The sequence below is a fragment of the Nocardiopsis kunsanensis DSM 44524 genome (genome assembly GCF_000340965.1).
Lineage (GTDB): Bacteria > Actinomycetota > Actinomycetes > Streptosporangiales > Streptosporangiaceae > Nocardiopsis > Nocardiopsis kunsanensis.
Genome location: NZ_ANAY01000006.1, coordinates 29254 through 55795, shown reverse-complemented (window position 1 = coordinate 55795; position 26542 = coordinate 29254). Strand labels below are relative to the sequence as shown.

Sequence of the window (26542 nt, the reverse complement as noted above, 5' to 3'; positions counted from 1 at the left end):
AAGGACACCGCAATGACCAATCCGGAGGAGAACCCGGACACCCACGTGTGCGTCGACGGCGGCCTTCCCGGGCCATGGTCGGAGCACGCGGGCCGGGCCCCGGTCGAGATCATCACCGCCCGCGCCGTGCCCCTGGGCGGGCCACGCGCCATGAACGTGCGCCGTACGCTGCCGCAACGGCAGCGTTCCCTGATCGGAGCGTGGTGCTTCATCGACCACTACGGGCCGGACGAGGTCTCGGCCACCGGCGGCATGGACGTGGCTCCGCACCCGCACACGGGGCTGCAGACGCTCAGCTGGCTGTTCGAGGGGACCGTCTCCCACATCGACTCCGGTGGCAACAGCGCCCACGTCCTTCCCGGAGAGATGAACCTGATGACGGCGGGGGCGGGCATCTGCCACTCCGAGACCTCCACGCCGGACACCAGCCGGCTCCACGGGCTGCAGCTCTGGATCGCCCTCCCGGAGGAGGTGCGTGACAGACCGGGCCGCGAGTTCGAGCACTTCGTTCCCGAACCCGTCGGGTTCGACGGGGGATCCGCGCTCGTGTTCCTCGGATCACTGCTGGGGGCGGAGGCGCCGGTGAGCATGCACACGCCGCTGGTGGGGGCCGAGATCAGGCTCGATCCCGGCGCAGTCCTCGATCTGCAGGTCGACCCCGGGTTCGAGCACGGCCTTCTGGTGGACACGGGTGAGGCCCTCACCCTCGAAGGCGTGCACGTGCCCAAGGACGCCGTGGGCTACACCGGAGTGGAGAACCGGACCCTGCGGATCGCCAACGACGGCGACGGGCCGGCCAGGACCGTGCTGGTGGGAGGCGCCCCCTTCACCGAGGAGGTCCTCATGTGGTGGAACTTCCTGGGTCGCTCGACGGAGGAGATCGAGCAGTACCGCGAAGAATGGCAGAACCACGGCGAACGGTTCGGCCGCGTCGAGGGCTACGTGGGCCACGGCGGCCCGGGAAAGAACCGCGAGGGGATGGACCGGATCCCGGCCCCGGAACTGCCCCCGGTCCGGATTCGGCCGAGGAAGAACCCTCCGCCCCACGCACGGTTCCAGGGCTGAGCTGCCTCACGGGCGCCCGCGTCCTCGTCCCCGGACGCCGGCGTCCGCCGTGGTCATTCTGCACAGGAGTCACAATAAGCACGAAAGTTGTGTTTCCTGAGCATTCGGTATAAAGCGCTCAAAGCTGGACAGTCTCATGGTATCGGGATTCGGTTGAGTTCTGGTGTGCTGCTGGTGTGCTGAGGACGATCGATCTCCGGTGGCCGGAAAGAGGATTTATCCCGGGTCTGCTGAAATCCACCTTTACATGCAACAATGTAGCGAGTGGCTACTCAAGCACCTGAACAGCTCACTGCCGAAGTACGAAGACGTGCCCAGCTCTGGACTGCCGGCCTGCTCCTCTCGGTGGGGCTCAGCGCGGTGCTGTGTGTCGGCATCGGCCCTGCCCCGGTCCCGCCCCAGACGACGGCGGCGGTGGTGGCCCAGAAGATCGGATGGGCCGGTGATACCGGGGCGACCCCGGCAGAGGTCTCCATCGTCATCGACATCCGACTGCCCCGCGTGGTCATGGGCCTGGCCGTGGGGGCCGCACTGGCGATGAGCGGCGCGGTGCTGCAGGGCATGATCCGCAACGTGTTGGCCGACCCCTACGTTCTCGGTATCTCTTCGGGTGCGTCCACGGGCGCCGCCGGAGCGATCCTCTTCGGTCTCGGCGCGGGCATCGGACAGTACGCACTGCCGGTCAGCGCCTTCTTGGGCGCCATGGGCGCCTCACTCCTGGTCTTCTGGCTCGGGCACGCAGGCGGACAGGCGACCTCCGTACGCCTGCTCCTCGGCGGGATTGCCGTGGGTTACGCGCTCTCCGCGGGCACGAGCTTCCTGGTCTTCTCCTCCGACGACGCCGAGGGATCCCGCACCGTCATGTTCTGGCTGCTCGGGTCGCTGTCCCTGGCGCGTTGGGACGTGCTGTTGGCCGCCGTCACCGGTGTCGTGGCCGTGGGGGCCGTGGTGCTGATGCTGCTCTCGCGCCGCCTGGACGCGTTGGCCGTCGGTGACGAGACGGCCCGTGCTCTGGGGGTCGGCCCCGCCGCGACCCGGCTCCAGCTGCTGACAGTGGTCTCGGTCTGCACGGGAGCAGCTGTCGCCGGGGCCGGAGTCATCGGCTTCGTCGGACTCGTCGTGCCGCACCTGGCCCGCCGCCTGGTGGGCACAGTCCACGCCCGACTGTTGCCGGTCACGGCGCTGTTGGGCAGCGGGTTGCTGATCTGGGCCGATGCCCTGTCCCGAGTACTCATGCAGCCGCGCGAACTGCCGATCGGAATCATCACCGCACTGATCGGCGCCCCGTTCCTGCTCCTGCTGATCCGCCGAATGTACGCCGAGAACACCTAGGGGCCGCTTCCGTGCCCCGGCATCCGAGGAAGCCCCCGAGAGAGGAAGACCATGGGGTCCAGCACCGCCGCTACCACCGCTACAGCCGCGGCCCGCCTGACGTGCCTCTCCGTCGTCGCCGTCCTGGTGACGACCGCTTGTGGGGACGACGGAACCGCCGAAGGTGAAGGCGGGCGCAGCTCGCCCGAGGGTTATCCGATCACCATCGACAACTGCGGCCACGAGGTCGTGTTCGAGGCCCCGCCGGAGCGCGTGGTCCTGCTCGAGTCCGCACCGGTGACGATCCTCGACGGTATCGGGGTCTTCGAGCGTGTGCAGTCCCGCGCCGGCTTCTTCCCCCTGGAGTACTACGACGGCGAACTGGCGCAGAAGGTCCAGGGCGCAGAGGCATTCTCCGAGGACATGGACGCCTCCGGACATCTGATGATCTCTCAGGAGGAGGTCGTCGCCCAAGGACCGGACCTGGTCCTGGGGCTGCCGGACGGGGTCACCCGTGCGGGCCTGGAAGATGCCGGCAGTGCCGTCCTGACCCAGGAGCTCTACTGCGAGGGCAATGGTGGGGAGGCGTCCTTCGACGACGTCCACGCCGAGATCGACCGTTACGGCGAGATCTTCGACCGCGGCCAGGAGGCCGAGGGGCTCAGCAACGAACTGTCCGACCGCGTCGCTGCGGTCGAGGAGCGGACCCGGGACGAGGACCGCACCGCTGCGGTGCTCTACCCCTCCGCCGGTGGAGGGCCGCTGTACACCTATGGCACGGCGTCGATGGCCCATCCGCAGCTGGATGCCGCGGGTTTCGAGAACGTCTTCGCCGACATGGACGAGCGTGTCTTCGAGGTTCAGACCGAGGAACTCATCGACCGCGATCCGGACGTCCTCGTCGTCCTCCACCAGGGCGGGAGAGAAGAAGCTCAGGAGGCGCTCCTGCAGCGCTCCGGCATCGAGAGCGTCGCAGCGGTCTCGGAGGGCGACATCCGGTACCAGCTGTTCAACTTCACCGAACCGGCCTCCCCCCTGGTCGTCGACGGGCTCGAACACATCGCCGAACACTTCAGCGCGCGGGGTTGAGCCGCGATGACACAGATCCTTTCCGCGCCCGCAGTGGGGGAGAGAAGTCCCCACCCCTTGCTCGCAGCACGCGGCATCGGCCATTCCTACGGAAGGAGGCCCGTACTGACCGGGGTGGACCTCCAGGTACGCCGCGGCGAGCTCCTCGGGCTGCTCGGGCCGAACGGCGGTGGTAAGACCACACTGTTGCGAACCCTGTTCGGCGCCCTGCGTCCGCTGGAGGGGACCGTCATGTTCGACGGCCGGCCACTGGAGCAGTTGAACCCCCGACAGATCGCGCAACGTATCGCGGTGGTGGTGCAGGAACCGCAGAGCGAGTTGATGCTCTCCGTCGCGGACATGGCCCTCCTCGGCCGCACACCGCATCTGGGTATGTTCTCCCGCCGCAGTTCACGGGACGATGCGATCGCCGCCGCTGCGTTGGAGAAGGTCGGGGCCCTGGGGCTGGCGCACCGCGAGGTGTCCGAACTCTCCGGTGGGGAGAAGCAGCGGGTCCTGATCGCCCGAGCCCTGGTGCAGGAAGCCGACTGCCTGCTGCTGGACGAGCCCACCAATCACCTCGACATCGGCTATCAACACCAGGTCCTCGATCTGGTGCGGAGTTTGGGGATGACCGCGGTGGTGGTCCTGCACGATCTCAACCTCGCGGCTCGGTACTGTGACCGCCTGGTGCTGCTGGACCGGGGCAGGGTGCGCGCGGACGGCGAGGCCCGGGAAGTCCTGCAGCCCGAGTTGATCGGGGCCCTCTACGGGGTGGGGGCGGAACGGACAGCAGCCTACGACGAGGTTCCACAGTTGCTCTTCCGTCGCCCCGAGGGGGCAGGAGACGACACATGATTCCGGTCGGCCGCGGGAGGTTCCTGTGTACGGGGCCGCCCGAGTCGGGGAGTTCGACGGCCGCCGGCGCAGGCGCCGGGGACCCGTGCCGGCATCACCGCCGGACTACCTTCCCCGGCAGTCTCCGCATCGTCCGAGCAGGGTGCTGCCGTGCAGGTCGATCTCGAAGCCGGAGGTCGCTCTCATCCGTTCCCGGGCCGGGGCGATCTCCTCGAGCACCTCGGTGGGCAGCGCCACCACGGCCTGACACCCGACACAGTGGCCGTGCAGGTGGCTGTCGGTTCTCAGGTGGTAGCCGGTGGCTCCACCGGGCAGGCGCTGGTGCACGACGATCCCGGCTGCGGCGAACCGTTCCAAGGTCCTGTAGACCGTGGTCCGGTGGGCCGTACCGGTCTGACGGGAATCGGTCATGCGGCTGACGACCTCGTCCGCGCTCAGATGCTCCGGGGAACCGGCCAGCACCGTGAGCATGTCACGCCGTGCAGGCGTGATCCGCTCGCCTGCTACGCGCAGGCGAGCGACGGCCTGCGCGACGAGCGCTTCGGTGTCCTGGTGGTGGGGGGCGTGTGGTTGCATTCTCGCCCCATTGTACATTCCGGGCAAGTGTGAAAGCCATGCACTTACTGTACGAAAGCGACGCTGCCCCCGGTAATTTCAGTGCAGTTGGTTCCGGGTGGTTCCTGTGCATTCTGGGTGAGAAAACCTTGTATGAAGTACTCTTATTGTGCATGCGATTGATGTCTGGTTCTGTTGTGTCGGTGATGTCGGTATCGGGGTGCGAAAGAACGGTATCCGTATCATCGAGGGTGGATCCTGCGCGGGTGGAAATTGGAGTTCGGTGGGCATGTCTGTGCTGTCTGCGCGGGAGAGGTCTCTATGCTCGAAGAGTCGAGAGGGGCTCAGAAGAATGACCGGTGCGGCTGGTTCGTGTCCCGAGTTCTGGGGTCCGGTTCGTATAGGAATTCCGGGGCGTCCCGGGTCGTTTCCGTGCTGCACTTCGTCGAGGAGGAAACCGTGTTTCTTGCCCTCCATGAGCAGGAGAGCCTCATGGTTTATACGGCCAGTAGATTGGCGTGGGAACGGCGGGGGAGAGGCCTGCGGCTCAACCTTCCCGAAGCGACGGCCGTCATCTCATCGGCACTGTACGAGGGCGCCCGCGACGGCCGGTCGGTGGCCGACCTGATGGAGTACGGCCGCACAGTGCTGGGCCGTGAAGATGTGATGGACGGAGTGCCGGAAATGCTGGCCCAGGTGCAGATCGAGGCCACCTTCCCCGATGGCACGAAGCTCGTGACCGTGACGGGACCGATCCCATGAGCGACGCACACCAGAACCGGCAGCACCCCTCCGACGCACCGGGCCGTGACTACCCCCGGAAGGACGCCCCGGAACGCAGGAGTTTCGGTTCGGACGCCGACCGCTCCCACTCGACGGGGTACTCCGGCCCCTCGGAACCGCGGCGCCCCGGTACGGGCATGCGCCAGGCGCCGTTGCGTGAGGACACAGCCGAGGACACGAGAAGAGCCGGCATCATCCCGGGCGAACTGCTGCTCCAGGACGACCCGGTGACCATCAACCGGGGCCGGGAGGTCACCGAGGTCCGGGTCTCGAACACTTCCGACCGCCCGATCCAGGTCGGGAGCCACTACCACTTCGCCGAGGCCAACGCCGCCCTCGACTTCGATCGTGACGCGGCCTGGGGACGCCGACTGAACGTGCTCTCCGGAGGTGCGACGCGCTTCGAACCAGGAGCCGTCGTCGAAGTGGAGCTGGTCCCGCTCCGCGGGCGCCGTATCGTTCCAGGCCTCCGGGGCCTGTGCGGAGGAGAGCTGGATGGCTGAGATCTCACGTGCCGAGTACACCTCGTCCTACGGCCCGACCGCCGGGGACCGTGTACGCCTGGCCGACACCAACCTGACGATCGAGGTCGAGGAGGACCGTTGCGCAGGCGGTGACGAGGTCGTCTTCGGCGGCGGGAAGACCATCCGTGAATCGATGGGACAGTCCGCCGCCACCCGGGCCGACGGCACCCCGGACCTGGTCGTCACCGGTGCGGTGGTCCTGGACCACTGGGGTGTGGTCAAGGCCGATGTCGGGGTCCGGGACGGTCGCATCTGCGGCATCGGCAAGGCCGGAAACCCGGACATCATGGACGGCGTCGACCCCGCCCTGGTGATCGGCCCCTCCACGGAGGTCATGGCCGGGAACGGCATGATCATGACCGCCGGCGCCATCGACACCCACGTGCACTACGTGGGGCCCGACATGTTCCGCGTCGCGCTCCAGACCGGCACCACCACGGTGGTCGGTGGCGGTACGGGGCCCTTCGAAGGGTCCAAGGCGACGTTGGCGACACCGGGCCAGTGGTGGCTGCACCGCATGTTCGAAGCCATGGACCCGTGGCCGGTGAACTACCTGATGCTCGGCCTCGGCAACACCGTCTCCCAGGAGGCGCACTGGGAACAGCTCCGTGCCGGCGCGGGCGGACTGAAGGTCCATGAGGACTGGGGCGCCACCCCGGCCGTCGTCGACGCCGCCCTGCGCACCGCCGACGACTCCGGCATCCAGGTCGCCATCCACTCGGACACGCTCAACGAGGCCGGGTTCGTCGAGGACCTCAGGCGCGCGGTCGACGGCCGGACGTTCCACTCGTACCACACCGAAGGTGCAGGTGGCGGCCACGCTCCCGACATCATCCGGATCGCCGGTGACCCCAACGTACTCCCGGCATCGACCAACCCGACGCGCCCCTTCACAGTCAACACGGTCGACGAACACCTGGACATGGTGATGGCGGCCCATCACCTGAACCCGCAGGTGCCCAACGACCTGGCCTTCGCGGAGTCCCGCGTGCGTGCCGGCACGATCGCCGCCGAGGACGTCCTGCAGGACATCGGCGCGCTCTCGATCTTCTCCTCCGACGCCCAGGCCATGGGCCGCATCGGAGAGGTCGTCTCCCGCACCTGGCAGACCGCCCACCGGATGAAGGAACTGCGCGGGGCCCTGCCCGGGGACGGCCACGCGGACAACCACAGGGCCCGCCGGTACGTCGCCAAGTACACGATCTGCCCGGCAGTGGCCCACGGCCTGGAGCCGCACATCGGTTCGGTCGAGGTCGGCAAGATGGCCGACGTGGTGCTGTGGCAACCGGCGCTGTTCGGCATGCGTCCGCAGGTGGTCGTCAAGGGCGGCATGGCCGCCTCGGCCGCGCTGGGCGACCCCAACGCCTCTGTGCCCACCCCGCAGCCGGTCATGCCGCGCGGCGGTTTCAACGACCACACCCGCGCGGCCGCATCCACCTCGGTGGCGTTCGTGTCCCAGGCCGCTCTCGACGCGGGTCTGCCGGAAAAACTCGACATCGACCGCCGGATGGTCGCCGTGGAGTCCGTCCGCGGCCGCACGAAGGCGGACATGCCGGAGAACACCGCGCTGCCGGAGATCTCGGTGAACCCGGACACCTACGGGGTGACCGTCGACGGTGAGCTCGTCGAGCACCGGCCGACCTCCGAGGTCCCGATGGGACAGCGCTACTACCTGTTCTGAACCGGTGCCGGCTGCGAGGAGAGGACGGAGGCCGTACGGGATGACACACGGCACGGCGGGGTTGCTGCTGCTCGCCGACGGGCGCCTGCCCGCCGGCGGGTACGCCCACTCCGGTGGCCTCGAGGCGGCCGTCCGCACCGGCAGGGTCCGTGACACAGCGGACCTCGGGCGCTTCCTCACCGGGCGTGCGACGACGACAGGCGCGACGAACGCCGCCTTCGCCGCGGCCGCCTGTGCGGCCCTCCGGGGAGCGGGGGCCGACGCGGAACCAGGCGAGGAACAACAGACCCTGACCCGGTTGGCGGTGCTCGACACAGAGCTGGACGCCCGCACCCCTTCGCCCGCGCTGCGGAGGGTCTCCCATGCCCTGGGACGCCAACTGTTGCGCGCTCTGAAGGCCGTGAACCCGCATCCGCTGCAGCAGCGGATGCAGCAGGGCCCCAACCACCCGGTGGCTTTCGGGGCGGGAGCGGCGATGCTGGGCCTCACCCCGGTCGATGCCGCCCGGGGCGTACTCCACGAGAGCGTTTCCGGCCCGTCCTCGGCGGTGGTGAAGCTGATGAGCGCCGACCCGTTCGACGCTTACCGGACCATCGCCGAACTGCGCGGCCTCCTCGACGAGATCGCCGAGGACGCCGCCGGCCGGGCCCTGGACCACCCGGAGGACCTGCCTTCCTACGGCGCCCCGTTGTCGGACCACCTGGCCGAAGACCACGAGACCCACGAGACGAGGCTCTTTGCGTCCTGACACCCAGGCCCCTCCGCCAAGTGCACGGGGGACGAGGACGTCACCGTCATGGATGACCGCGTCGGCAGCGCTGACCTGTGAGCTCGACGGGCGGGGCGTCAACCGGCTGAGCCGCCTGCGGTCGGAGGGCCAGCTGGTACTTCGGCCCACCCATGCCAAGGGCTTCGAACCCTGGGCCCACAGCCGGGGAGAGGTCGCCCGCGTCTCACTGTCCTCGGGCACGGCGGGCCCGCTCGGCGGTGACCGGCTGCACCTCGACGTGGTCATCGGCGACGGCGCCTCGCTGGTGCTCAACGAGATCTCCGCGACCCTGGCGCTTCCGGGGACGACCGGGGGCCGGTCCCTGATGTCGATCGACGTCAGGGTCGGTGAAGGGGCCACCTTCATCTGGCTCCCGGAACCGGTGATCGCCGCACGCGGCTGCGATCACCGGCAGGAGACGCGCGTGCGACTGGCCGGGAGCGCGCGTTTCCTGCTGCGTGAGGAACTCATCGCGGGACGGCACGGTGAACGGCCGGGCACCCTCGCCCAACGGGTGCGCGCCACCCGCGGGGGCGGGGCCCTCTACGACCAGGAGTTGCGCATCGGCGCACGGCACACCGGATGGGACACCCCCGCAGTGGCCGGTACCGCCGGATGCGTGGGCAACACCCTGGTGGTGGACCCCGGCAGCACCATCGGCACGGGCACCGCGGCGCCGGGGACGCGTTCCGACGTCGTCGACGGGTCCACGGCGCTCATGGGGATCGCCCCCGACACCGTCCAGATCAGCTCGGTGGGACGGGACAACCTCGCCGTCAGCCGCTCCACCTCGGCTGCTCTGGAAATGCTGGGGCCGCCGTGGTCCCCGGACCGGGACGGGGACCCGTAGGCGAAAAGGTGCTCTCCCGGCCCCCGGAGCCGAGCAACACCACCGAGTACGAACAGGAGAACCATGGGCAGCGAGAACACCGTCGAGGAACAGGGCACCGACACACCGGGGGCCCGGTCGTTGCGCCTGGGGGTGGCCGGGCCGGTCGGCACGGGCAAGAGCTCGGTGATCGCCGCGCTGTGCCGGGCGCTGTCCGAGGAGATGCGCATCGGGGTCGTCACCAACGACATCTACACCGACGAGGACGCACGCTTCCTCAAGGCCGAGGGGGTGCTGCCGGAAGAGCGGATCCGCGCCGTCGAAACCGGAGCCTGCCCGCACACCGCCATCCGTGACGACGTCACCATGAACCTGCTCGCCGTCGAGGACCTGGAACAGGACTTCGCTCCGCTGGACATCGTCCTGGTCGAGTCCGGTGGGGACAACCTCACCGCCACGTTCTCGCCATCGCTCGTGGACGCGCAGCTCTTCGTCCTCGACGTGGCCGGCGGCGGCGACGTGGCACGCAAGGGGGGACCGGGTATCGGACGCGCGGACCTGGTGGTCGTCAACAAGGTCGACCTGGCCGACCATGTCGGCGTCGATGTCCCGCAGATGGTCGATGACGCCACACGTGCCCGGGAGGGCGCCCCGGTGCTGGCACTCTCGGGGAAGCGCTGGGGCACGGTCGAGCAGCTGTGCGAGTGGGTGCGCGGCCTCCACCGCCGGCACCTCTCCGGCACCCACGTTCCCACCGACCCCGGGCCCATGGCCCCGCACTTCCACGCGGACGAGGAGGGCGGCTACCTCCACAGCCACGTGTAGCTCCGCACGCGAAGACCGCGTACCGGTCCGGACCGGATCCCTGTTGCGTGGGGCCGGTGGGGCCGAGCGCCACCGGCCCCTCCCGCTCGCACGGGCGTGCACACGGACACCCGTGCGAGCGGGAGGGCCTTCCAGGGGAGGGTCAGGCGAGGGCCCCGGTCAGAGCGGGCAGGTAACCCTCGGCGTGGCCGGCGTCGTTGGGGTGGTAGGACTCGTCGAGGGGCACGGTCGTGCCGTTGAGCCAGGGATCGTCCGCGCAGACCCCGTGGCCGTCGAAGTTGTCGCGGACGTCGACGTGGGTCAGCCCGGCCGCGGTGGCGTGGTCGGCGATGGCGTCCCCGAGGGTGTCGGCCATCTGGTTCAGCCTCTCGCGTTTGGGCTCGCCGATACTGCCGAAGCCGCACGAGCCCATCTCGAACAGGCGCGGGTAGCCCAGAACCACGACCTGCGCCGAGGGCGCGGCCTCGGTGATGGCGGTGTAGGTCTCCTCCAGGAGACCGGGCAACACGTCACGGACCTCGTTCTCGGCTTCCTCACCCACCTCGTCGCAGTCGGCGTTGCTGCCGGTGCGACAGGTGGTGATGACGTCGGCGAACCCGACGTCGTTGCCGCCGATGGTGATGGTGACCAGGTCGGTGCCCTGTTCCAGCGCGGAGATCTGGTTGGCGAGGACGTCGTCGGTGGTGGCGCCGGCACAGGCGACGAAATCGTAGGACGCGGTCGCATTCGACGCGGCCCAGAGTTCCGGATAGGCCGCAGGCCCCCGTTTGCAAGCCGAGTCGTCGTAGTCACGGGTTCCCAGTCCGGAAGAGTAGGAATCACCGAGCGCGACATAGTTGATATCTGCGGTTTCTGCGGCGGCGGGGGCGGTGAAAAGCAGGGGGATGAGGGCCAGGCCGGATACGGCCGACAAGGCATGCCTGGTGGCCAAGGGGGACTCCGTTCGAGCGGGGGGAACTGGAGGATGTGCGGGGGTTGCGTTCTCAACGCCGACGGGGGAGCCGGCGTGGTACGCGTTGAGTGGTCGAGGGCCGATAATTGTGAGGGCAATTACTGCCGACCGGCATATTATGTTGGCCTGTGTGGACACGCAAGGGTCTGTGGAACGGGAAAAACACGACCCCGAGCGGCGGATCCGGGTTTTTGTAATGCGGCGGTGGGGAACGTCGGCCGGACACGGCAACGGCCGCCCCGTCCCCACCGCGCGCACCCGTGCACACACGTGGCGCCGGGCCGGGTCTGCAACGAAGCAGCGGACCCGACCCGGCGCAGGACTCACCTCGAGGGGTCGGCGATCTTCCCGTGGCCGAGCGCGCCCCAGAAGTCGCCGCGCACGTAGCGCTGCTCAGGCTCGGGGACGAAGTCCCAAGGGTTCACCCGGCCCTTCTGCAGCGCCTCGGCGACCAGACGGCGGCTCTCCTGGCTCGTCAGCACATCGGACTCCAAGCTGGGGAGGTCGTACTGCTCCTCGAGCTCTGCCCGCATCTTCCGGACGGTCTCCGCGTACTCGGGATCGGCCGCGCGGTTCTGCAGTTCCTCCGGGTCCACCGACAGGTCGAAGAGCTGCTCCGGATCGCCGGGGCACAGGACGTACTTCAGGTGCCCCCGCACCATCGTCAGCTGGGGCCGGAACGTGCCTTCTGCGAGGTACTCGATCACGATGCCGCGGTCCTCGGGGCCGGCCTCGCCCGCGCGCTCCTGGCGTGCGGTCTCGAGCAACGACTGCCCGTCCTGTTCACCCGCCCCAGGCGCCCCGGACAGTTCCAACAGGGTGGGCATCAGGTCGAGCAGGCAGACCGTGTTGGCGAAGCGGCCCCTGGGCACCAGGTGTTCGGGCCCGTGCACGATCATCGGTACCCGCGAGGACTGCTCGTACGGGGACATCTTGTACCAGAGGCCCTTCTCGCCCAGCATGTCGCCGTGGTCGCTCGTGACGATGATGACGGTGTTGTCGGCGAGGCCGAGCTCCTCCACGCGGTCACGGATGCGGCCGATGTGGTCGTCGATGTAGCTCACCGCCGCGTAGTACGCACGGCGGGCCCTGCGGACCTCGTCGATACCGGGCTCCCGACGGTCGAACCCGCTCATCGCCCGCAGGCGGTGGCTGTGCGGGTCCTGCTCGGGGTCGGGGACCTCGGGGTGGGCCGGATCGGGGATCGCCTCGTCGGCGAACCGGTCCCAGTGCTCACGCGGCGGCTCGTACGGGTCGTGCGGGTGGATGAACGAGGTGACCATCAGGAAGGGCAGGTCCTCCCCGGCAGCCTGGTTGGCCCGGACCCTGTCGTTGAGGTGACGCAGGGTCCGGAAACCGACCTCGTCGTCGAAGTCCTGCTGCACCGTGGCCTTCGAGACACCGGCGGTGAACACGGCATCGGCGTCGTGGTACCACTGGAGCCGGTCCGCCAGAGGACGGTTCCAGTCGGGAACCATGTCGAGGTCGGCCGGGTAGACGTCCGTGGTCAGCCTCTCCTCGAAACCGTGCTGCTGATCCGGCCCGATGAAGTGCATCCTCCCGATCAGCGACGTGTGGTACCCGGATGCCCGCAGCCGGTGGGCGAAGGTCGGTTCGGAGGCCGCGAAGTCGTCCCCGTTGTCGTAACAACCGATCGCCGAGGGCAGACGGCCGGTCATCATCGACGCACGCGAAGGCGCGCACAACGGGGTGTTACAGTACGCGCGGTCGAACACCGCCCCCTCATCGGCGAGGGCATCGATGTTCGGGGTCTTCGCCGCCTGATCCCCGTACGCACCGAGGGCCTGGGCCGCCATCTGGTCGGCCTGTACGACGATGATGTTCGGTCGGTTCTGAGACATGGGTATTCCTTTCAACGAGACGGAACGAAGGGGTTCCAATGAGTTGCTGCGGTCCCGTACGCGAGACGGTCGACCAGCGGCCGGGGGGTTCGGGAAGCGCCGACAGGAAGGTGCTGGAGCGCCTTGCCGCTGCCGCGGACGGCGAGCTGCGGATGAACGGCCTCGCAGGAGGCACGTTCCTCATGGGCAGCACGGACCGGTTCGCCTATCCCGAGGACGGAGAGGGCCCTGTCCGACAGGAGCGGGTGGCGCCCTTCGCCATCGCGCCGACGACCGTGACAGTGGCCGAGTTCGCCGCCTTCGTGCTCGACACCGGCCACCGCACCGATGCCGAGAAGTGGGGGGACTCCCTGGTGTTCCAGGGGCTGTTGCCGGAGAAGCTGCGCAGCAGTGCCCCGGCGGTCGCGCAGACGCCGTGGTGGCGTCAGGTCGAAGGTGCCTGCTGGCACCGGCCCGAAGGCCCCGGGTCCTCGGCGGAGTCCCGCGCCCGACACCCGGTCACCCATGTGTCGCAGCGGGACGCGAGGGCCTACGCCGAGTGGGTCGGTTCCCGGCTCCCGTCGGAGGCCGAGTGGGAGTTCGCCTCGCGTGGCGGCCTCGAACAACAGCCTTTTCCCTGGGGCGCCGTACGGGAACCCGACGGGACGGTGCGCATGAACACCTTCCCCGGTGATTTCCCGGACGGCCCGACCGGACCGGTCGGTACCGTTCCGGCCGCGTCGTTCGCCCCCAACGCCTACGGGCTGTACAACACCACGGGCAATGTCTGGGAGTGGACCAGCGGTGTCTTCGGCGGGAGCGATGGACGGCCTGTACTGCGGGGCGGTTCCTACATGTGCCACGCCTCGTACTGCCGTCGGTACCGGACCTCCGCGCGCACCGCGGTGACCGCGGACACGACCCTGGGCCACACGGGTTTCCGACTGGCCCTCGACGCCGGCTGAACGGCGGGCGCCGAGGGCGGTGAGGTCAGTGCTCCTCATTGCCGGTCGCGGTCTCCGACACCTTCGGCGCGAGTGCTTTCCCGCGCCGTTGCGAGCTCTGCGGCGGGGACCTCCGGGATCTCACCGGTGGCCGCGTCGTAGCCGTCGGCCCATTCCCCGGTCACGAAGTCGTAGCCGACCGGCTCGCCGTCTTCGTTGGTGCGCTGGTACCAACCGGTGTAGCTCTCGTCGGTGGAGTCGATACCGGCGCCGGCCCCGTCACCGGGGCGGGCTTCCACGACCTTCAGGCAGAAGTCGTCACCGTACCGGTCGACCCCTTCGGTCACGGCGTTGTTCACCGCGGTCTCGACGTAGCGCATCCGCAGGGCGAGAGGGTCGGTGCGCAGTTCCTTGAACCACGCGACGACGGACACCAGCAGCACGAGCGCGAACGGCACTGCCGTGACGATCACGAGTTGCTGCAGGCCTTCCAACGCCATCACATCGCCGAGAAGCAGCATCACGATCGCGATGCCCGACATGACCAGGCCCCAGAAGACGACCACCCAGAGGCGGGGATTCTGGTCCCCTTGCGAAGTGAGCATGCCCATCACGACGGACGCGGAGTCGGCGGCGGTGATGAAGAAGATCGCGAGCACCAGGATCACGACATAAGGCAGCCATTCGATGTACGGGAGGTTGTCGATGAGGGCGAACAGCACTTCGGGTGCGGGCATGTCCCCGGTGATACCGGGTGCGCCGTCCCGATACATCCAGATGGAGGTACCGCCCATCACTCCGTAGGCGACGAAGAGCAGCGACGACGGGATGATGATTGTTCCGAGGGTGAACTGGCGGATGCTGCGGCCGCGGGAGATACGTGCGAGGAAGATGCCGACAAAAGGCGACCAGGAGATCCACCACGCCCAGTAGTAGACGGTCCACAGCGATTGGAATTCCTGTGTTTCCGGGCCCCAGGAGAGCGACCGGCCCATCATGTCGAACATGGAGCCGATGTACTCCATGACCGCCGAGGGAAGCAGGTTCAGGAGGAACAGGGTGGGGCCGAGGAAGAGGACGATCGCAACGATGCCGATCGTGAGCACGATGTTGAGGTTCGACAGGTAGCGGATGCCCCGGGCCACACCCGAGACGGCCGAGACGACGAACCCGACGGTCAGGACCGCGATGATGACGACCAGGGTGTTGTTCGTGAGTTCCCCGGAACCGGACACGATGCTGACGCCGGAGCCGATCTGCATCGCCGCGATACCGAGAGCGGCGGCGGTTCCGAAGAGCGTGGCGACGATCGCGAAGATGTCGACGAGTTTTCCGGCGAAGCCCTCGGTGAGCCTCCGGCCGAACAGTGCGCGGAAGACCGAGGACATGAGCATGGAACGGCCGCGGCGGTAGGCGGCGTAGGCGACAGCGCCGCCGACCAGCGCGTAGACGGCCCACGCGTGGAAGCCCCAGTGGTAGTACATCTGGGCCAGGGCCGTGTGCATGGCCTCGACCGACTCGGGCTCGTTGGTCAGCGGAGGCGGTGAGACGAAGTAGCCGAGCGGTTCGGAGGGGCCCCAGAAGAGGACCGCCACGCCCAGTCCGGCGGCGAACAGCATGGCCGTCCAGGAGAACGTGCTGAACTCGGGCCGTTCCCCGTCCTTGCCCAGCGGGATCTTCCCGTAGGGGGAGAGCGCTATGCCTACGGTGGAGGCGAGCACGATGATGGCCACGACATTGAACATCCAGCCGAGGTTGTCGGTCGACCAGTAGAAGGCGGTCTCGGCCACTGCGGCGACGTTGCCCGGTGCCAGGATGCCCCAGACGACAAAAGCGACGGTCAGCGAGCCCGCAAGCGCGAACACGAGCCAGTCGATCCGGTAGCGGCGGCGCTGCTCGTCGATCGCAATGCCTGGAACGAGGACCGGGTGTGTGTCGTGGGGATACTTGGGATGCCAGTAGTCCAAGCTGCCGAAGGCGTTGTAACCCGCCCGGGCCTTCGGGTCCGAGGCTTCTTCTTTTCCTCTTTCGTTCTTGTGCGCTTTCTTGCGGTGGTCCGGTTGCTCTCCACCTTTATGCGGTTTTTCGGGCATGATTAAAACAGCCCCCCATGAGCTTTCAAGTAGAGGTGCAGATCGGGCCTGGGTAGGCGCGGACGCACGTTGAGAAAGTGAATCAAAGAGATTTGAGAATCGGCGGTCATTTCGCCGGGTCCCGCCAGAGGCGGCAGCCATTGCCGCAGAGCGCGCACAGAAGTGCGCACACGTGTCTCCGTGGGGAATATTGGTGCCGGGCGTCAGGCAGCGTTCCTGTCGGCGCTGACTCGGTGTCCCGGAGCGCGCTCGTTTACGGCTCTCCGCCGAACCAGCCGATGGCGACACCCGCCCACGAGTCGTTCTCGTGGCCGACGGTGTCGGTCCGGGCGTGGGAGCGGGCCTGCTCACGCAGTACGGCTCGGACCGTAGGGCGCCTCGTGGGCCCGTGCCCGGGGCGGCGCTGCTCCAACGATGCGAATTCCGACATAATTGAATATATTAACTGTACAGTAGGATACTGTCAACTTACTGACTCGAAATTCGATATCCTAATTTCCCTGCACGCCTGTTTCGGGGGTGGGTGCAGGATCGTTGTTGTCATTCTTGGATCGGGTTTTGTCGTGCCTGTTGTATTGCGGTCCGAGTTCTGCCCGGACACTTGCCCAGAATGGTATCGGGTGCCGCAGTCGAGAAAGGTCGGTAACTCTCGAGTCCTGGCCCCGGAATCTTCACGGCAGGTGCGCTCGTGTGTGGCCGCATGTCTTGAAGTATGCACGCGGATTCGCAGCCGGGCGCTGAAAGGGCGAACTCGTCCAAGACGACCCGCGCACGGTGCCGGCCGTTCTGGGAGTGATCTCCACGACCCTTCACCGTCACGAATACACACCTTCACCAGGAAACCGATCCATCGGGACCGCTGCCCGGAGGAGTCGGTGCGGCGCTCAGGACAGCGGGACTGCTTTGCGTCGGGACGGGGGAGTGGTGGCCTCAGGGGCGACAAGGCAGTCTTGTCACGGGACCGGGTGCGTGCGGACGGCAGAGGACGGCCCTTGGCCGGTGGAAAGGTGGTGCCTGATGGAGGCCCGAGACGGGACCTGCGCCGAGGCGTTGGGCAAGTTGGTCGAGCAGGGGGTGATCGACCACGAGCAGGCCGACGCGGTGGCCGCCGCCCTGAGAGCGACCGAGGAGAGCCCCCGGGCGAGGGTCCGCTGGGCGGAGGTGCTGGGCTACGTCGGCGGCGGGCTCGTACTGGCGGCCGTGGGCACGTTCATGGTTACCGCGTGGGACGTCTGGGAGACCGGGACGCGGACCACACTGCTCACGATGGTCGCCGCCGTGCTCGCCGTCGCGGGTTTCGCAATGGCCGGCGGCCCGGCCCTGCTGCGCCGGTCGGCGGAGGTGTCCCGGGCCCGCCGAAGGATTGGCGGCGCTCTGTTCGCGCTGGCGGCGCTCTCCGCGGCCTTCGCCGTCGCCGAAGCCGTCGGGCAAGCGCTGCCCCCCGGGTTCGTGCCCAGCGAGGCCACCTGGGCATCCGCCGTCGGGTTGGCCGTCGCCGCGGCCGCCTACGCGCTGCTGCGCTCCGCACCCGGGCTCGTGGCCGTCTGGGGCATGAGCGCATTCCTCGTCGGTTTCGGGGTGCAGGAGGCGGTCCGCGAGATCGTCGGCCCGGTCGAAGGGGACGGCTTCACCTCCACCGGGACGGGATGGCAGATCGCCTCCTCAGCGGCCGGTACCGGTCTGCTCCTCCTCGGCGCGGCAGGGTGCGCCCTCGCAGTGGTGGGCGTGCTGCGCGAGCGAGGGACCGCGGTCGGACTCGGCGCGGTGACCTCCTACACGGGCGCCCTGATGCTGGAAACGCCGGTGAACCACGCCGCCGAGCTCGCCGTCGCGGCGGCCCTGTTCACCTTGTTCGCGCTCTGGCGCACGACGGCACGCGGCCCCGGTGCGGCGCTCGTGTTCGGGGTGCTCGCCGCCACCGTCGCGGTCCCGCGGCTCGTCTGGGAGCTCACCGACGGCGAGGTATCGGCCGCCGGTGTCCTGTTCGTCGCCGGTGCCGTGCTGCTCATCGCCAGCGCGGCCGGCATCCGACTGCGCCACCGGGCCACCGCGAGACCGGACCGCCCCCGTACAGGGCTGTTGTGAGCACCTCACCGCCGGTGTCGTACGAGAAGACGTGACGATCGGGGAGGTGCTGTCGGCCCTCGAGGAAAACACCGGATGATCGCCGATTCGTCGATGCTCCGCCTGCTAACGGAGGGGGAGGTCGGCGCCGTGTTCGTCCTCAGGGCGAGGGCCGAAGATCCTCCGTTCGGCCTCGTTGATCCGTACGTCGTTGATGCTGGCTTCGCGCCGTTCCATCAGCCCTTGCGTGCTGAACTGCCACAACTCGTTGCCGTAGCTGCGCCACCACTGGCCTGACGTGTCGTGCCACTCGTACTGGAACCGGACCGAAATACGGTTCCCCCGGAAGCCCCACAGGCTCTTGCGCAGCGCGTAATCGAGCTCTCGCTCCCACTTGGCGGTCAGGAAGCCGATGATCTCTTCGTGGCCGGTCAGGAACAGGTCCCTGTTACGCCAGACCGAATCGGGTGTGTAGGCCGAGACCACGCGGTGTGGATCGCGGGTGTTCCACGCGTCCTCGGCCGCCTGCACCTTCTGGAGCGCGGTCTCCTCGGTGAACGGTGGGAAGGGAGGTCGAGGTTGGTTCACGGCACCTTCTCTCTCGGGGAGAACGTTCGTCCCCGACGGGTCCCGCTCACCGTAGGGAACGCTGTTCCCAGCTGCAAGGAGGCCCACGCGGGGGGGGGGGAGCCGATCAGCGAGGAACAGGGGCTTGTGTCCGCGAAGCATGCTTCTGCGAGGGCGGCCCCGGGAACTGAGCACGAACGTCCGCTAGTGGTCGGCCCCGGTCCCCGCCGCCCGACCCAGCGGTACGGGTCTCGGGACCCTTCGCAGTAGAACTCGCAGATGTCCAGGCACCCCGATCGGGCAAGTCTGCTCTGTTTCGGCCCGGTGCGCCTCGGAAGCAGAGACATCGCCGAATATTTCCGGCAAGAGGTGGTGGCGGAGTCGGCACACCGCCACTCGTTCGTGGTCTCACCGGAGCGTCGGTCGAACTTCGGGCTGCCCGTAGTGGTACTCCAGTGGTGCCCGAGGCCGATCCGGTGGTCGACCCCGGGATCCGTGCGTTGCCGTACCGGTCCGGTGCACCGTGTCACCCGAACGTGGCCCCGAGAGGAACCCCCGACCCTCGTCCGCGGCCGGGTGCGGCGAGTTGAGAGACAGGGGCCACAGACGTGCCCCGCGACAGTCCAGAGGTACATGCATGACGGAACAGGTCGATCGAGGAGACCAGCCCCCCAGGAGTAAAGGCATCGACCGACGAACACTGTTGCGGGCCGGCGGGGTGCTGGGAGCAACCGGTGCCTTGGGAGCTGTCGGCGCCCCCGCCCACGGGATCGGTCGCCCCGACAACTGGCTGTACCCGGGAGATGAGGGCTACGACGGGGCGGTGGCCGGGTTCAACACCACGGTGACGCGCAGGCCGGAAGCGGTGGTCCTGGCCCGCGACGCGCAGGACGTGCAGAAGGCCGTGCGGTACGCAGGACGCCATGACCTGCCGGTGTGCGTGATGGCGACGGGGCACCAGGCATCGGTCTCCTTCGACGGCGGCATCCTCGTCTCGACCGCGGAGATGGACCGGATCCGGGTGGACGAGCGGTCCTCCTCGGTGCGGATCGGCCCCGGAGCCCAGTGGGGCCCCATCGCGGAGGCCGCTGCGCCCCACGGGCTGGCGGGACTCGCAGGCTCGTCGGTGAGCGTCGGCGCCGTCGGCTACACGCTCGGTGGCGGGCTGAGCCCCACGTTCGGCCGGCTGCACGGATACGCCGCGGACCACGTGTCGCGCTTCGAGATCGTGACCGCCGATGGCGAACTGCGGGTGGCCACACCGGAGCGCGCGCAGGACCTGTTCTGGGCAGCCCGGGGAGGAAAGGGCAACTTCGGGATCGTCACCTCGCTCGACTTCGGACTCTTCCCCGTCCGGACGCTCTACGCCGGCGCGATCCTCTACCCCGCTGAGGCGGCGTCCGACGTGCTTCCGTTCTGGCGTGACTGGGCCGCAGCAGCCCCGGAGAGCGTGACGACCTCGGCGGCGTTCATGAGGACCCCGCCGGACGCGCCGCTGCCGGAGGACGTGCGTGGTCGGCTCGTGGTGAGCGTGCGGGTGTCCTTCGTGGGGGATGCGGCGGAAGGCGCCGGGATCGTGGCACCGCTCCGGGGCGTCGCCCCCGTCCTGCTGGACACCGTCGACGAGATGCCCTTCACCAACTGGGACCTTATCCACAGCGACCCGGAGGGGCCGATCCCGGCCCATGAGCGCACGGGTCTTCTGTGTGAGCTGCCTGACGAGGCCATCGAGACGATGATCGGCCTGGCCGGGTCCGCCTCGGACTCGCCGATGGACCTGGTGGAGGTGCGCCAGCTCGGCGGCGCCCTGGCACGCGAACCCGAGGTGCCGAGCGCTGTGGGGCATCGCGATGCCGCCTTCACGTTCTTCACCATCGGAGTGGTGCCGCCGGAGCAGGCCGAGGGGGTACGCGACTACGGCGCTCTGCTCATCGAGGCGATGGAACCATGGAGTACCGGCGGTGCCTACGTCAACTTCCTGTCCGGCGACGAGGCGGATCCGGCCGACGTCCGGCGCGCGTACACGCCCGAGGTATACGAACGCCTGGTGTCGGTGAAGTCGGACGTCGACAGCCGGAACATGTTCCGGCTCACGCACAACATCCCGCCGGGCTGACGGCTGCAACGGCGGGGTCCGTCGGAGTGCCCCCTGCGGGAGCGGAGCCCCGTCCGTCGAATGGCTGGTGAGGGAAGCACGATCCGCGCTCGGTTCCGGGCCGGTGCTGCCCCGGCAGAAGCACGGATCTGCGGGGATGGGGTTCCCTCCCGCTTCGTGGCACACAACACGGGAAGCATCTTTCTTATCTTGTACATCTGTACTGGAAGAAGAGGGCGCACCATGTCGCTGTCGACCACGCGCCCCGCACCGTGCCGGGGCCATGGATGAGCGCGCGCAAGGATCCCGAGGGCCGCCGCCGGGCGATGATCGAGGCCGCCGTGCAGGAGATGACCGTGCACAGCCCGGCCGTCCTGACCGATCGGCGGGTCGCTGAACGCGCGCAGGTTCCGCTGAGGCCACCACCTACTACTTCGCCACCCTGGACGATCTACGTGTGGCCGCACTGGAGGCCATCGCCGAGCAGTTGTGCCTCTACCTGGCCGACCGGGACCGGGTGCTGGCGGAGAACGTCCTGTACTTCGCGGGAGTGCACCAGCCCGACCTGAGGCCGCTGTCGCGGCGGTGGGTCCACGGCATGACCACGATCCTGTCGAACCACACCTCACCGGCAGCGGCCCGGGCAACGGCGGTGTACATGGACGGCGCTGTCCTGTACGCCCTGCTCAACGACACCCCCCCTGGACCAGGAGGAGCTGCGCGCGGCGATCGACCTCGCGCTGTGGAGCACACACGGAGCATTTCTCGGCCCCCACCGGGGCCCGTCAGTGTGAGAATCTGCCTGGGACGAGAGAATGCACCCCGTCTGACCTGGGGTTTTGTTGCGCACCCGGCAGGGTTCGAACCTGCGACCATCGGATTAGAAGTCCGGTGCTTTGCTGTCTCCTGGGGTTAGTTCGTGGTGTTGCGTGTCACCCCGACCGATTCGTGGTGTTGCCGGATGACATGCCATGCCGCCCGGTGTCACGTCAGTACGGGACCGCGGAGCACAAACGGAGCACACACCGGCCGCTGGCAGCATCCGATGGCACCTCGCAGGGCCCTCACGAGCGGGGAACCACCTTCTGTCACACGGCGAAAAGATAGGCATCCACACCTCCAGCAGATGGTCCATACCGTCCACACCCTGCGTCCCAGCCAGGCCCAGGAACTGGACGGGGCCGGTGCAAAACTGTCGGTGGTGACGGTGGTGGTGTGGACGGATGGAGCAGACCCGCCAGTTCCTGGGCTTTCACCCGAGGGGCCAAGGAGTGCGGGCAGGTGCCCTCGATGGGATCGATCGGGGGGCTGCTACGACTCGGATCGCGTCAGCCGCTGCGACGGCGCCGGAAGGAATGCCTCCTTCGGGATCGGCCGGAGTGCGATTGACTTGGTTACCGCGGCCTCGAGGAGGCTGCGCGCATCGTCGTTCTTGGCCTCCACGTGCCCGAACCTACGTGAGTTGAATCGCGAGGGCTTGGCGGTCCATGACAGTTCGACACCGCCGCACCGTTCGTGTGTCAGTGGCCCCGCCCATACTTGGAGGGCGCGCAGCGATCATCGACGGTGGCTGCCCTTCCGGGAGTCGGAGACCGGGGGTTCCAAAGCGGAAGCGCTCACGACGATGATCGGAGCGGATTGGCTGACGAGCGAGGAACGGTACCCGAAAGCGAACCGTATCTGCTGGCGCAGGTGCGCGAGTCATTCGGTCGAGTGGTGTACAGCCACAAGACCCATGAGAAGCAGGCGGACATATGCTTCGGCAAGCACCGGTGGCAGCAGGGCGTGCTCATCGCCCTCACCGCGATCAGCTCCGGCACCTTCCTGGCCGCCATGGTCGGATTGTTGGGCAACCCGGTGCTGACCACTTTCGCGACCTCGTCCATCGCGCTGCTTGTGAGCTGGATGAGCCTCGGAGCGAAGACCTTCAAGTTCGAGGAGGAGTCCAACGCCCACCGAGACATAGCCTCGCGGCTGTGGGACGTCCGCGAGTCCTACATCTCGCTCATCGCCGACCTGATGTCCAGCACCGTCTCCGAGGTGGAGGCCAGGGAGCGCCGCGACGAACTCCAGCAGTTCACGCGCGACGTGTACACCGACGCGCCCAGGACAAGCACCAAGGCGTTCAAGCGGGCTCAGGACGGACTGAAAAACAACGAAGAGATGACGTTCACGTCCCGCGAGATCGACCTCTTGCTCCCCGAGACGCTCCGGCTCGACGAAGGCGAGGCCCATTCATGAAGACGTCCGAGATCTTCGATGCCCTACTCGAGAACCTTAAAGTGGGCAAGACAGCTACCATGATCGCAGCCCGCCGGGACGAGATCACCAAGGCGCTTAATAAGGACTTCCGGTCCAAGGAAGGCCGTACCGACTACAAGCTCATGGTCGGCTCGTTTGGTCGGCACACAGCCATCAAGGGCGTGTCTGACCTCGACATGATCTTCATACTCCCGCCAGGGATCCGCTCGGACTACAGCAGCGACACCGGACCACGCCGGATGCTCGAGCGCGTCCGGGACGACCTCAAGACGCGGTACAAGGACACTGAGATCCGCGTCGACCAGTGCGTCGTGCGAGTGCAGTTCACGAGCAACGCTTTCAAGTTCGAGGTCCAGCCGGCATTCAAGAACTCTGACGGCAGTTTCGACTACCCGGACACGGTTGCCGAGGGTTGGAAGGTCACCAAGCCGCGCGAGGAGATCGCTGCGACCAAGGAGTGCAACGACCGCACGTCGACGAATATGCGCCACCTGGCACGGATGGCGCGGGCATGGAAGAATGCGAACGGCGTGAACATGGGCGGCCTGCTCATCGACACCCTGGTGCATAATTTCTTCGCGCAGACCGATGACTACGACTCGGCGGGGACGGGCTCGTTCGACCTTATGGCCCGCGACTTCTTCGCGTTCCTCAAGGACGAGCCGGAGAAGGACTACTACCTGGCGCTGGGCAGTAGACAGCGGGTCAACGTGAAAGCGAAGTTCCAACCGAAGGCCAAGAAGGCGTACGGTCACTGCCTCGATGCGATCGAGAAGGCAGGGAAGGCGGCGGCGAACAAGAAGTGGCGCGAGATCTTCGGGACGTCCGTGCCTCTGGCCGTCAGCGAGGGAGCCAAATCGTACCGGGACACCGAGGAGTTCATCGAGGACCGGTACTCGGTCGACATCTCAGGGACGGTCCTGATCGACTGCGAGGTCACGCAGAACGGCTGGCGACCGACTCGGCTGAGAGAGATGCTGCGCACGGGCGTGCCACTCAAGTCCAACAAGGGACTGAAGTTCTTGGTCACCAGCTGCACCGTCCCGCAGCCGTATGAGCTCAAGTGGAAGGTGCTCAATCGAGGTCCCGAGGCTGAGCGCCGGAACACGGTCCGCGGTCAGATCGTCGGGTCGAGCAAGCCGGGCGTTCGCCTGGAACACTCCGACTTCAAGGGTGAGCACGTTGTCGAGTGCTACGTCGTCAAGGGCGGCGTCGTCGTCGCTCGCGACCGCATCGGCGTCCCGATCAGCAACACCAGCGTTAAGCCGAATAGTGATTCGTAGGTGCCTTATGCCGGTACATGACGAGGCCTTTGAGGCCCGGCGGGGTCCTCGTTCTCAGAAGACTGTTCTGGAAGGCGGAATCGCAAGCAACACCGGGAAGCGTTCAACCCTCACTCGGAAACACCGACTCGAACAGGCCAGCAGCATCGGCGATCTCCCTGGTCGGCATCCGGAGTTCGCCGTTGGTCACAACGTCGTTGCCGACCTCGGTGAGGACCAAGAGACCTCCGCTGAGCTGGCGTGGGTAACTGTTCAGGTGTCCCAGAGAAGGCTCAGACGGCTTGGGGCATCGAGCACAGGCCGTCGGCCAGGTTGACAAGAGCGTCGAAGCTCTGACAAGGCTTGTGGCGGTGCACTGGCTGACAGGAACTGGCGCGGGTTCATGTCCTGTGCCGGTTCCTAGCGAAGCACCCCTCCTCAACCACGCACCCGAGGCACACATCGAAGCCAGAAGCCTTAACGTGATCAGGTGGGGACGGTGAGGCTATAGGATCGGGTCGTGACTACCGTTGACCTGCGAGATGCCACTGAACGGCTCCCCGCCTCCATGCGTGAAGCCATCACGCATGGAGAAGTCTTCACCCGCAGATGGGTCGTTGAACTCATCCTGGACCTGGTGGGCTACACCCCAGAACGTGACCTCGCCACGTTCACGATCGTAGAGCCCGCATGCGGAGGTGGAGCGTTCCTCGGTCCGATCGTGCGACGGCTTAGCGCATCCTGCAAGCGCCACAACCGTGACCTAGGCGAAGCCGAGCAAGCGCTGCGAGCGTTCGACCTTCTCGAAGCGAACGTCCAGATTAGCCGCGACCTAGTCCGTGCCGAAATGCAGGCCGAAGGGTGGGATGGATCGTCGGTTGAGAGTGTTGTACAAGCCTGGATTTTCCAGGGTGACTACCTTCTGACAGCCCACAGCGGCCAGGCCGTGGACTTTGTCGTCGGCAACCCGCCCTATATCCGCCTCGAAGATGTCCCTCGCGAGCGCATGGCGCTATACCGGGCAGCATGTCCTACCATGGGCGGTCGTGCTGACATCTACGTAGGTTTCTTCGAAGCCGCATTGCGCACCCTTCGAGCACATGGTCAACTCGGGTTCATCTGCGCGGACCGATGGATGCACAACCAGTACGGAGCACGTCTACGCAAGCTAGTAACCGCCGGTTTCAGCGTTGACTTCGTGCTGACCATGCATGACGTGGACGCCTTCGAGGAACAAGTATCCGCATACCCCGCCATCACCATCATCAGCAAGCGACAACAGGGCAGCGCTGTGGCAGCCGACACCAGGAAGGGTTTCTCCCAGGCTGAGGCACGGGAGCTCTACAACTGGAACCTGGAATCCGAAAGCCAGGTCATCGAGCAACCGACCTACCAAGCAGCACGGCTGCCGCACTGGTTCTCCGGAACCGAACTCTGGCCCGCAGCTTCCCCAGCACGCCTGGCTATGCTGGAAGACCTCAACGACCGGTTCAGCGTTCTAGAAGACCGCACGGTCGGCACACGAGTCGGCATTGGGGTAGCCACCGGCGCGGACAAAGTCTTCATCACCACCGATGCCAACCTTGTGGAGGAAGACCGGCTCTTGCCGTTGGCTATGGTCCGCGACACCAAGACCGGCACCTACCAGTGGCAGGGGTACTACCTGGTCAACCCCTGGACCCGGCACGGGGCTCTGGTTGACTTGGATCGGTTCCCGCGCTTGCGGGATTACCTCGCACGGAACGCTGCCCAACTTCGCAAACGCTATGTCGCGGTCCAGCAGCCTGAGCGCTGGTACAAGACCATCGACAAGATTGATCATGCCTTGGTGGGCAAGCCGAAGCTTTTGCTGCCGGACATGAAGACCACCATCCATCCGGTGCTCGACAAAGAGGGCGTCTACCCTCACCATAACCTCTACTACATCGTCTCTGACGTTTGGGACCTGGAGGTTCTGGGAGGGCTGTTGATCTCCAAGGTCGCACAGGCCTTCGTGCAGGCCTACGCGGTCAAGATGCGTGGTGGAACTTTGCGGTTCCAGGCCCAGTACTTGCGCAAGATCCGGGTTCCTCAAGCGTCCGACTTGAGCGATAAGGTCCGGTTGCAGCTGGTCGAGGCCTTCAGAAACCGTGACGTGGAAGCAGCAACCCAAGCGGCGCTGGAAGCCTACGGCCTGGATCATCTTCCCGACTAG

At 67.3% G+C, this 26542-nt stretch carries 23 protein-coding genes; 17 read left to right on the top strand and 6 right to left on the bottom strand.

The window, feature by feature from the left end:
* Window positions 1-12: 12 nt before the first annotated feature.
* The 4 genes from D456_RS0104645 to D456_RS0104630 all read left to right on the top strand — a co-directional run bounded on the left by D456_RS0104645 (window position 13) and on the right by D456_RS0104630 (window position 4302).
* A complete protein-coding gene (locus tag D456_RS0104645) occupies window positions 13-1065 on the top strand; it encodes a pirin family protein (protein WP_017574990.1) in 1053 nt (350 codons plus the stop codon).
* Between the two features lie 264 nt (window positions 1066-1329).
* Window positions 1330-2397 (top strand): FecCD family ABC transporter permease, encoded by a 1068-nt coding sequence (locus D456_RS0104640; protein ID WP_026115573.1) that lies wholly within the window; start codon window positions 1330-1332, stop codon window positions 2395-2397.
* 51 nt (window positions 2398-2448) lie between these two features.
* On the top strand, window positions 2449-3465 hold the full coding sequence (locus tag D456_RS0104635) for an ABC transporter substrate-binding protein (protein ID WP_017574988.1): 1017 nt from the start codon (window positions 2449-2451) through the stop codon (window positions 3463-3465).
* A 57-nt stretch (window positions 3466-3522) separates the two neighbouring features.
* On the top strand, window positions 3523-4302 hold the full coding sequence (locus D456_RS0104630; protein WP_026115572.1) for an ABC transporter ATP-binding protein: 780 nt from the start codon (window positions 3523-3525) through the stop codon (window positions 4300-4302).
* Between the two features lie 105 nt (window positions 4303-4407).
* Here D456_RS0104630 and D456_RS23660 read toward each other — a convergent pair whose 3' ends face one another.
* The gene (locus tag D456_RS23660) at window positions 4408-4878 is read right to left on the bottom strand and encodes a Fur family transcriptional regulator (protein ID WP_017574986.1); all 471 of its coding nucleotides are present in this window, start codon (window positions 4876-4878) and stop codon (window positions 4408-4410) included.
* Between the two features lie 411 nt (window positions 4879-5289).
* Here D456_RS23660 and D456_RS27415 point away from each other — a divergent pair, with 411 nt between their 5' ends.
* The 6 genes from D456_RS27415 (at window position 5290) to ureG (ending at window position 10268) form a co-directional block, all read left to right on the top strand.
* Window positions 5290-5619 (top strand): urease subunit gamma, encoded by a 330-nt coding sequence (locus tag D456_RS27415; RefSeq protein ID WP_017574985.1) that lies wholly within the window; start codon window positions 5290-5292, stop codon window positions 5617-5619.
* Window positions 5616-6143, top strand: a complete 528-nt coding sequence (locus D456_RS28120) for an urease subunit beta (protein WP_017574984.1) — start codon at window positions 5616-5618, stop codon at window positions 6141-6143. The genes D456_RS27415 and D456_RS28120 overlap by 4 nt, the downstream gene beginning before the upstream one ends.
* A complete protein-coding gene (locus D456_RS0104610; protein ID WP_017574983.1) occupies window positions 6136-7845 on the top strand; it encodes an urease subunit alpha in 1710 nt (569 codons plus the stop codon). The genes D456_RS28120 and D456_RS0104610 overlap by 8 nt, the downstream gene beginning before the upstream one ends.
* 40 nt (window positions 7846-7885) lie before the next feature.
* The gene (locus tag D456_RS0104605) at window positions 7886-8593 is read left to right on the top strand and encodes an urease accessory protein UreF (RefSeq protein WP_017574982.1); all 708 of its coding nucleotides are present in this window, start codon (window positions 7886-7888) and stop codon (window positions 8591-8593) included.
* A 52-nt stretch (window positions 8594-8645) separates the two neighbouring features.
* A complete protein-coding gene (locus tag D456_RS23655) occupies window positions 8646-9464 on the top strand; it encodes an urease accessory protein UreD (RefSeq protein ID WP_017574981.1) in 819 nt (272 codons plus the stop codon).
* A 63-nt stretch (window positions 9465-9527) separates the two neighbouring features.
* Window positions 9528-10268: an urease accessory protein UreG gene (gene ureG, locus D456_RS0104595; protein ID WP_017574980.1), complete on the top strand. Its 741-nt coding sequence runs from the start codon at window positions 9528-9530 to the stop codon at window positions 10266-10268.
* Window positions 10269-10410: 142 nt separating this feature from the next.
* On the opposite strand, the gene D456_RS23650 is transcribed toward ureG, so the two are convergent.
* Together D456_RS23650 and betC are read right to left on the bottom strand one after the other, a co-directional pair.
* On the bottom strand, window positions 10411-11199 hold the full coding sequence (locus D456_RS23650) for an SGNH/GDSL hydrolase family protein (protein WP_051049402.1): 789 nt from the start codon (window positions 11197-11199) through the stop codon (window positions 10411-10413).
* 344 nt (window positions 11200-11543) lie between these two features.
* Window positions 11544-13082, bottom strand: coding sequence for a choline-sulfatase (betC, locus tag D456_RS0104585; protein WP_017574978.1), 1539 nt, complete (start codon window positions 13080-13082; stop codon window positions 11544-11546).
* 38 nt (window positions 13083-13120) lie between these two features.
* On the opposite strand from betC, the gene D456_RS0104580 reads away from it, so the two are divergent.
* Window positions 13121-14026: a formylglycine-generating enzyme family protein gene (locus tag D456_RS0104580; RefSeq protein WP_017574977.1), complete on the top strand. Its 906-nt coding sequence runs from the start codon at window positions 13121-13123 to the stop codon at window positions 14024-14026.
* Window positions 14027-14061: 35 nt separating this feature from the next.
* On the opposite strand, the gene D456_RS0104575 is transcribed toward D456_RS0104580, so the two are convergent.
* Together D456_RS0104575 and D456_RS26805 are read right to left on the bottom strand one after the other, a co-directional pair.
* The gene (locus D456_RS0104575) at window positions 14062-16098 is read right to left on the bottom strand and encodes a BCCT family transporter (protein WP_026115569.1); all 2037 of its coding nucleotides are present in this window, start codon (window positions 16096-16098) and stop codon (window positions 14062-14064) included.
* A 253-nt stretch (window positions 16099-16351) separates the two neighbouring features.
* On the bottom strand, window positions 16352-16528 hold the full coding sequence (locus D456_RS26805; protein WP_160166716.1) for a hypothetical protein: 177 nt from the start codon (window positions 16526-16528) through the stop codon (window positions 16352-16354).
* 587 nt (window positions 16529-17115) lie between these two features.
* Here D456_RS26805 and D456_RS0104565 point away from each other — a divergent pair.
* The gene (locus tag D456_RS0104565) at window positions 17116-18183 is read left to right on the top strand and encodes a DUF2157 domain-containing protein (RefSeq protein WP_017574974.1); all 1068 of its coding nucleotides are present in this window, start codon (window positions 17116-17118) and stop codon (window positions 18181-18183) included.
* Between the two features lie 105 nt (window positions 18184-18288).
* Here the strand turns inward: D456_RS0104565 and D456_RS0104560 are convergent, their stop codons facing one another.
* Window positions 18289-18750: a nuclear transport factor 2 family protein gene (locus D456_RS0104560; protein ID WP_017574973.1), complete on the bottom strand. Its 462-nt coding sequence runs from the start codon at window positions 18748-18750 to the stop codon at window positions 18289-18291.
* A gap of 616 nt (window positions 18751-19366) precedes the next feature.
* On the opposite strand from D456_RS0104560, the gene D456_RS0104555 reads away from it, so the two are divergent.
* The 5 genes from D456_RS0104555 to D456_RS0104530 all read left to right on the top strand — a co-directional run bounded on the left by D456_RS0104555 (window position 19367) and on the right by D456_RS0104530 (window position 26542).
* Complete coding sequence (locus tag D456_RS0104555) at window positions 19367-20845, top strand: FAD-binding oxidoreductase (protein WP_026115568.1); 1479 nt, start codon at window positions 19367-19369, stop codon at window positions 20843-20845.
* 436 nt (window positions 20846-21281) lie between these two features.
* Window positions 21282-21740 (top strand): hypothetical protein, encoded by a 459-nt coding sequence (locus tag D456_RS27995; protein ID WP_394297267.1) that lies wholly within the window; start codon window positions 21282-21284, stop codon window positions 21738-21740.
* Window positions 21741-22516: 776 nt separating this feature from the next.
* Window positions 22517-23065: an SLATT domain-containing protein gene (locus D456_RS0104545; RefSeq protein ID WP_204366769.1), complete on the top strand. Its 549-nt coding sequence runs from the start codon at window positions 22517-22519 to the stop codon at window positions 23063-23065.
* Window positions 23062-24369: a nucleotide-binding domain-containing protein gene (locus D456_RS0104540; RefSeq protein WP_017574969.1), complete on the top strand. Its 1308-nt coding sequence runs from the start codon at window positions 23062-23064 to the stop codon at window positions 24367-24369. Before D456_RS0104545 ends, D456_RS0104540 begins: the two co-directional genes overlap by 4 nt.
* A gap of 499 nt (window positions 24370-24868) precedes the next feature.
* The gene (locus D456_RS0104530; RefSeq protein WP_204366768.1) at window positions 24869-26542 is read left to right on the top strand and encodes an Eco57I restriction-modification methylase domain-containing protein; all 1674 of its coding nucleotides are present in this window, start codon (window positions 24869-24871) and stop codon (window positions 26540-26542) included.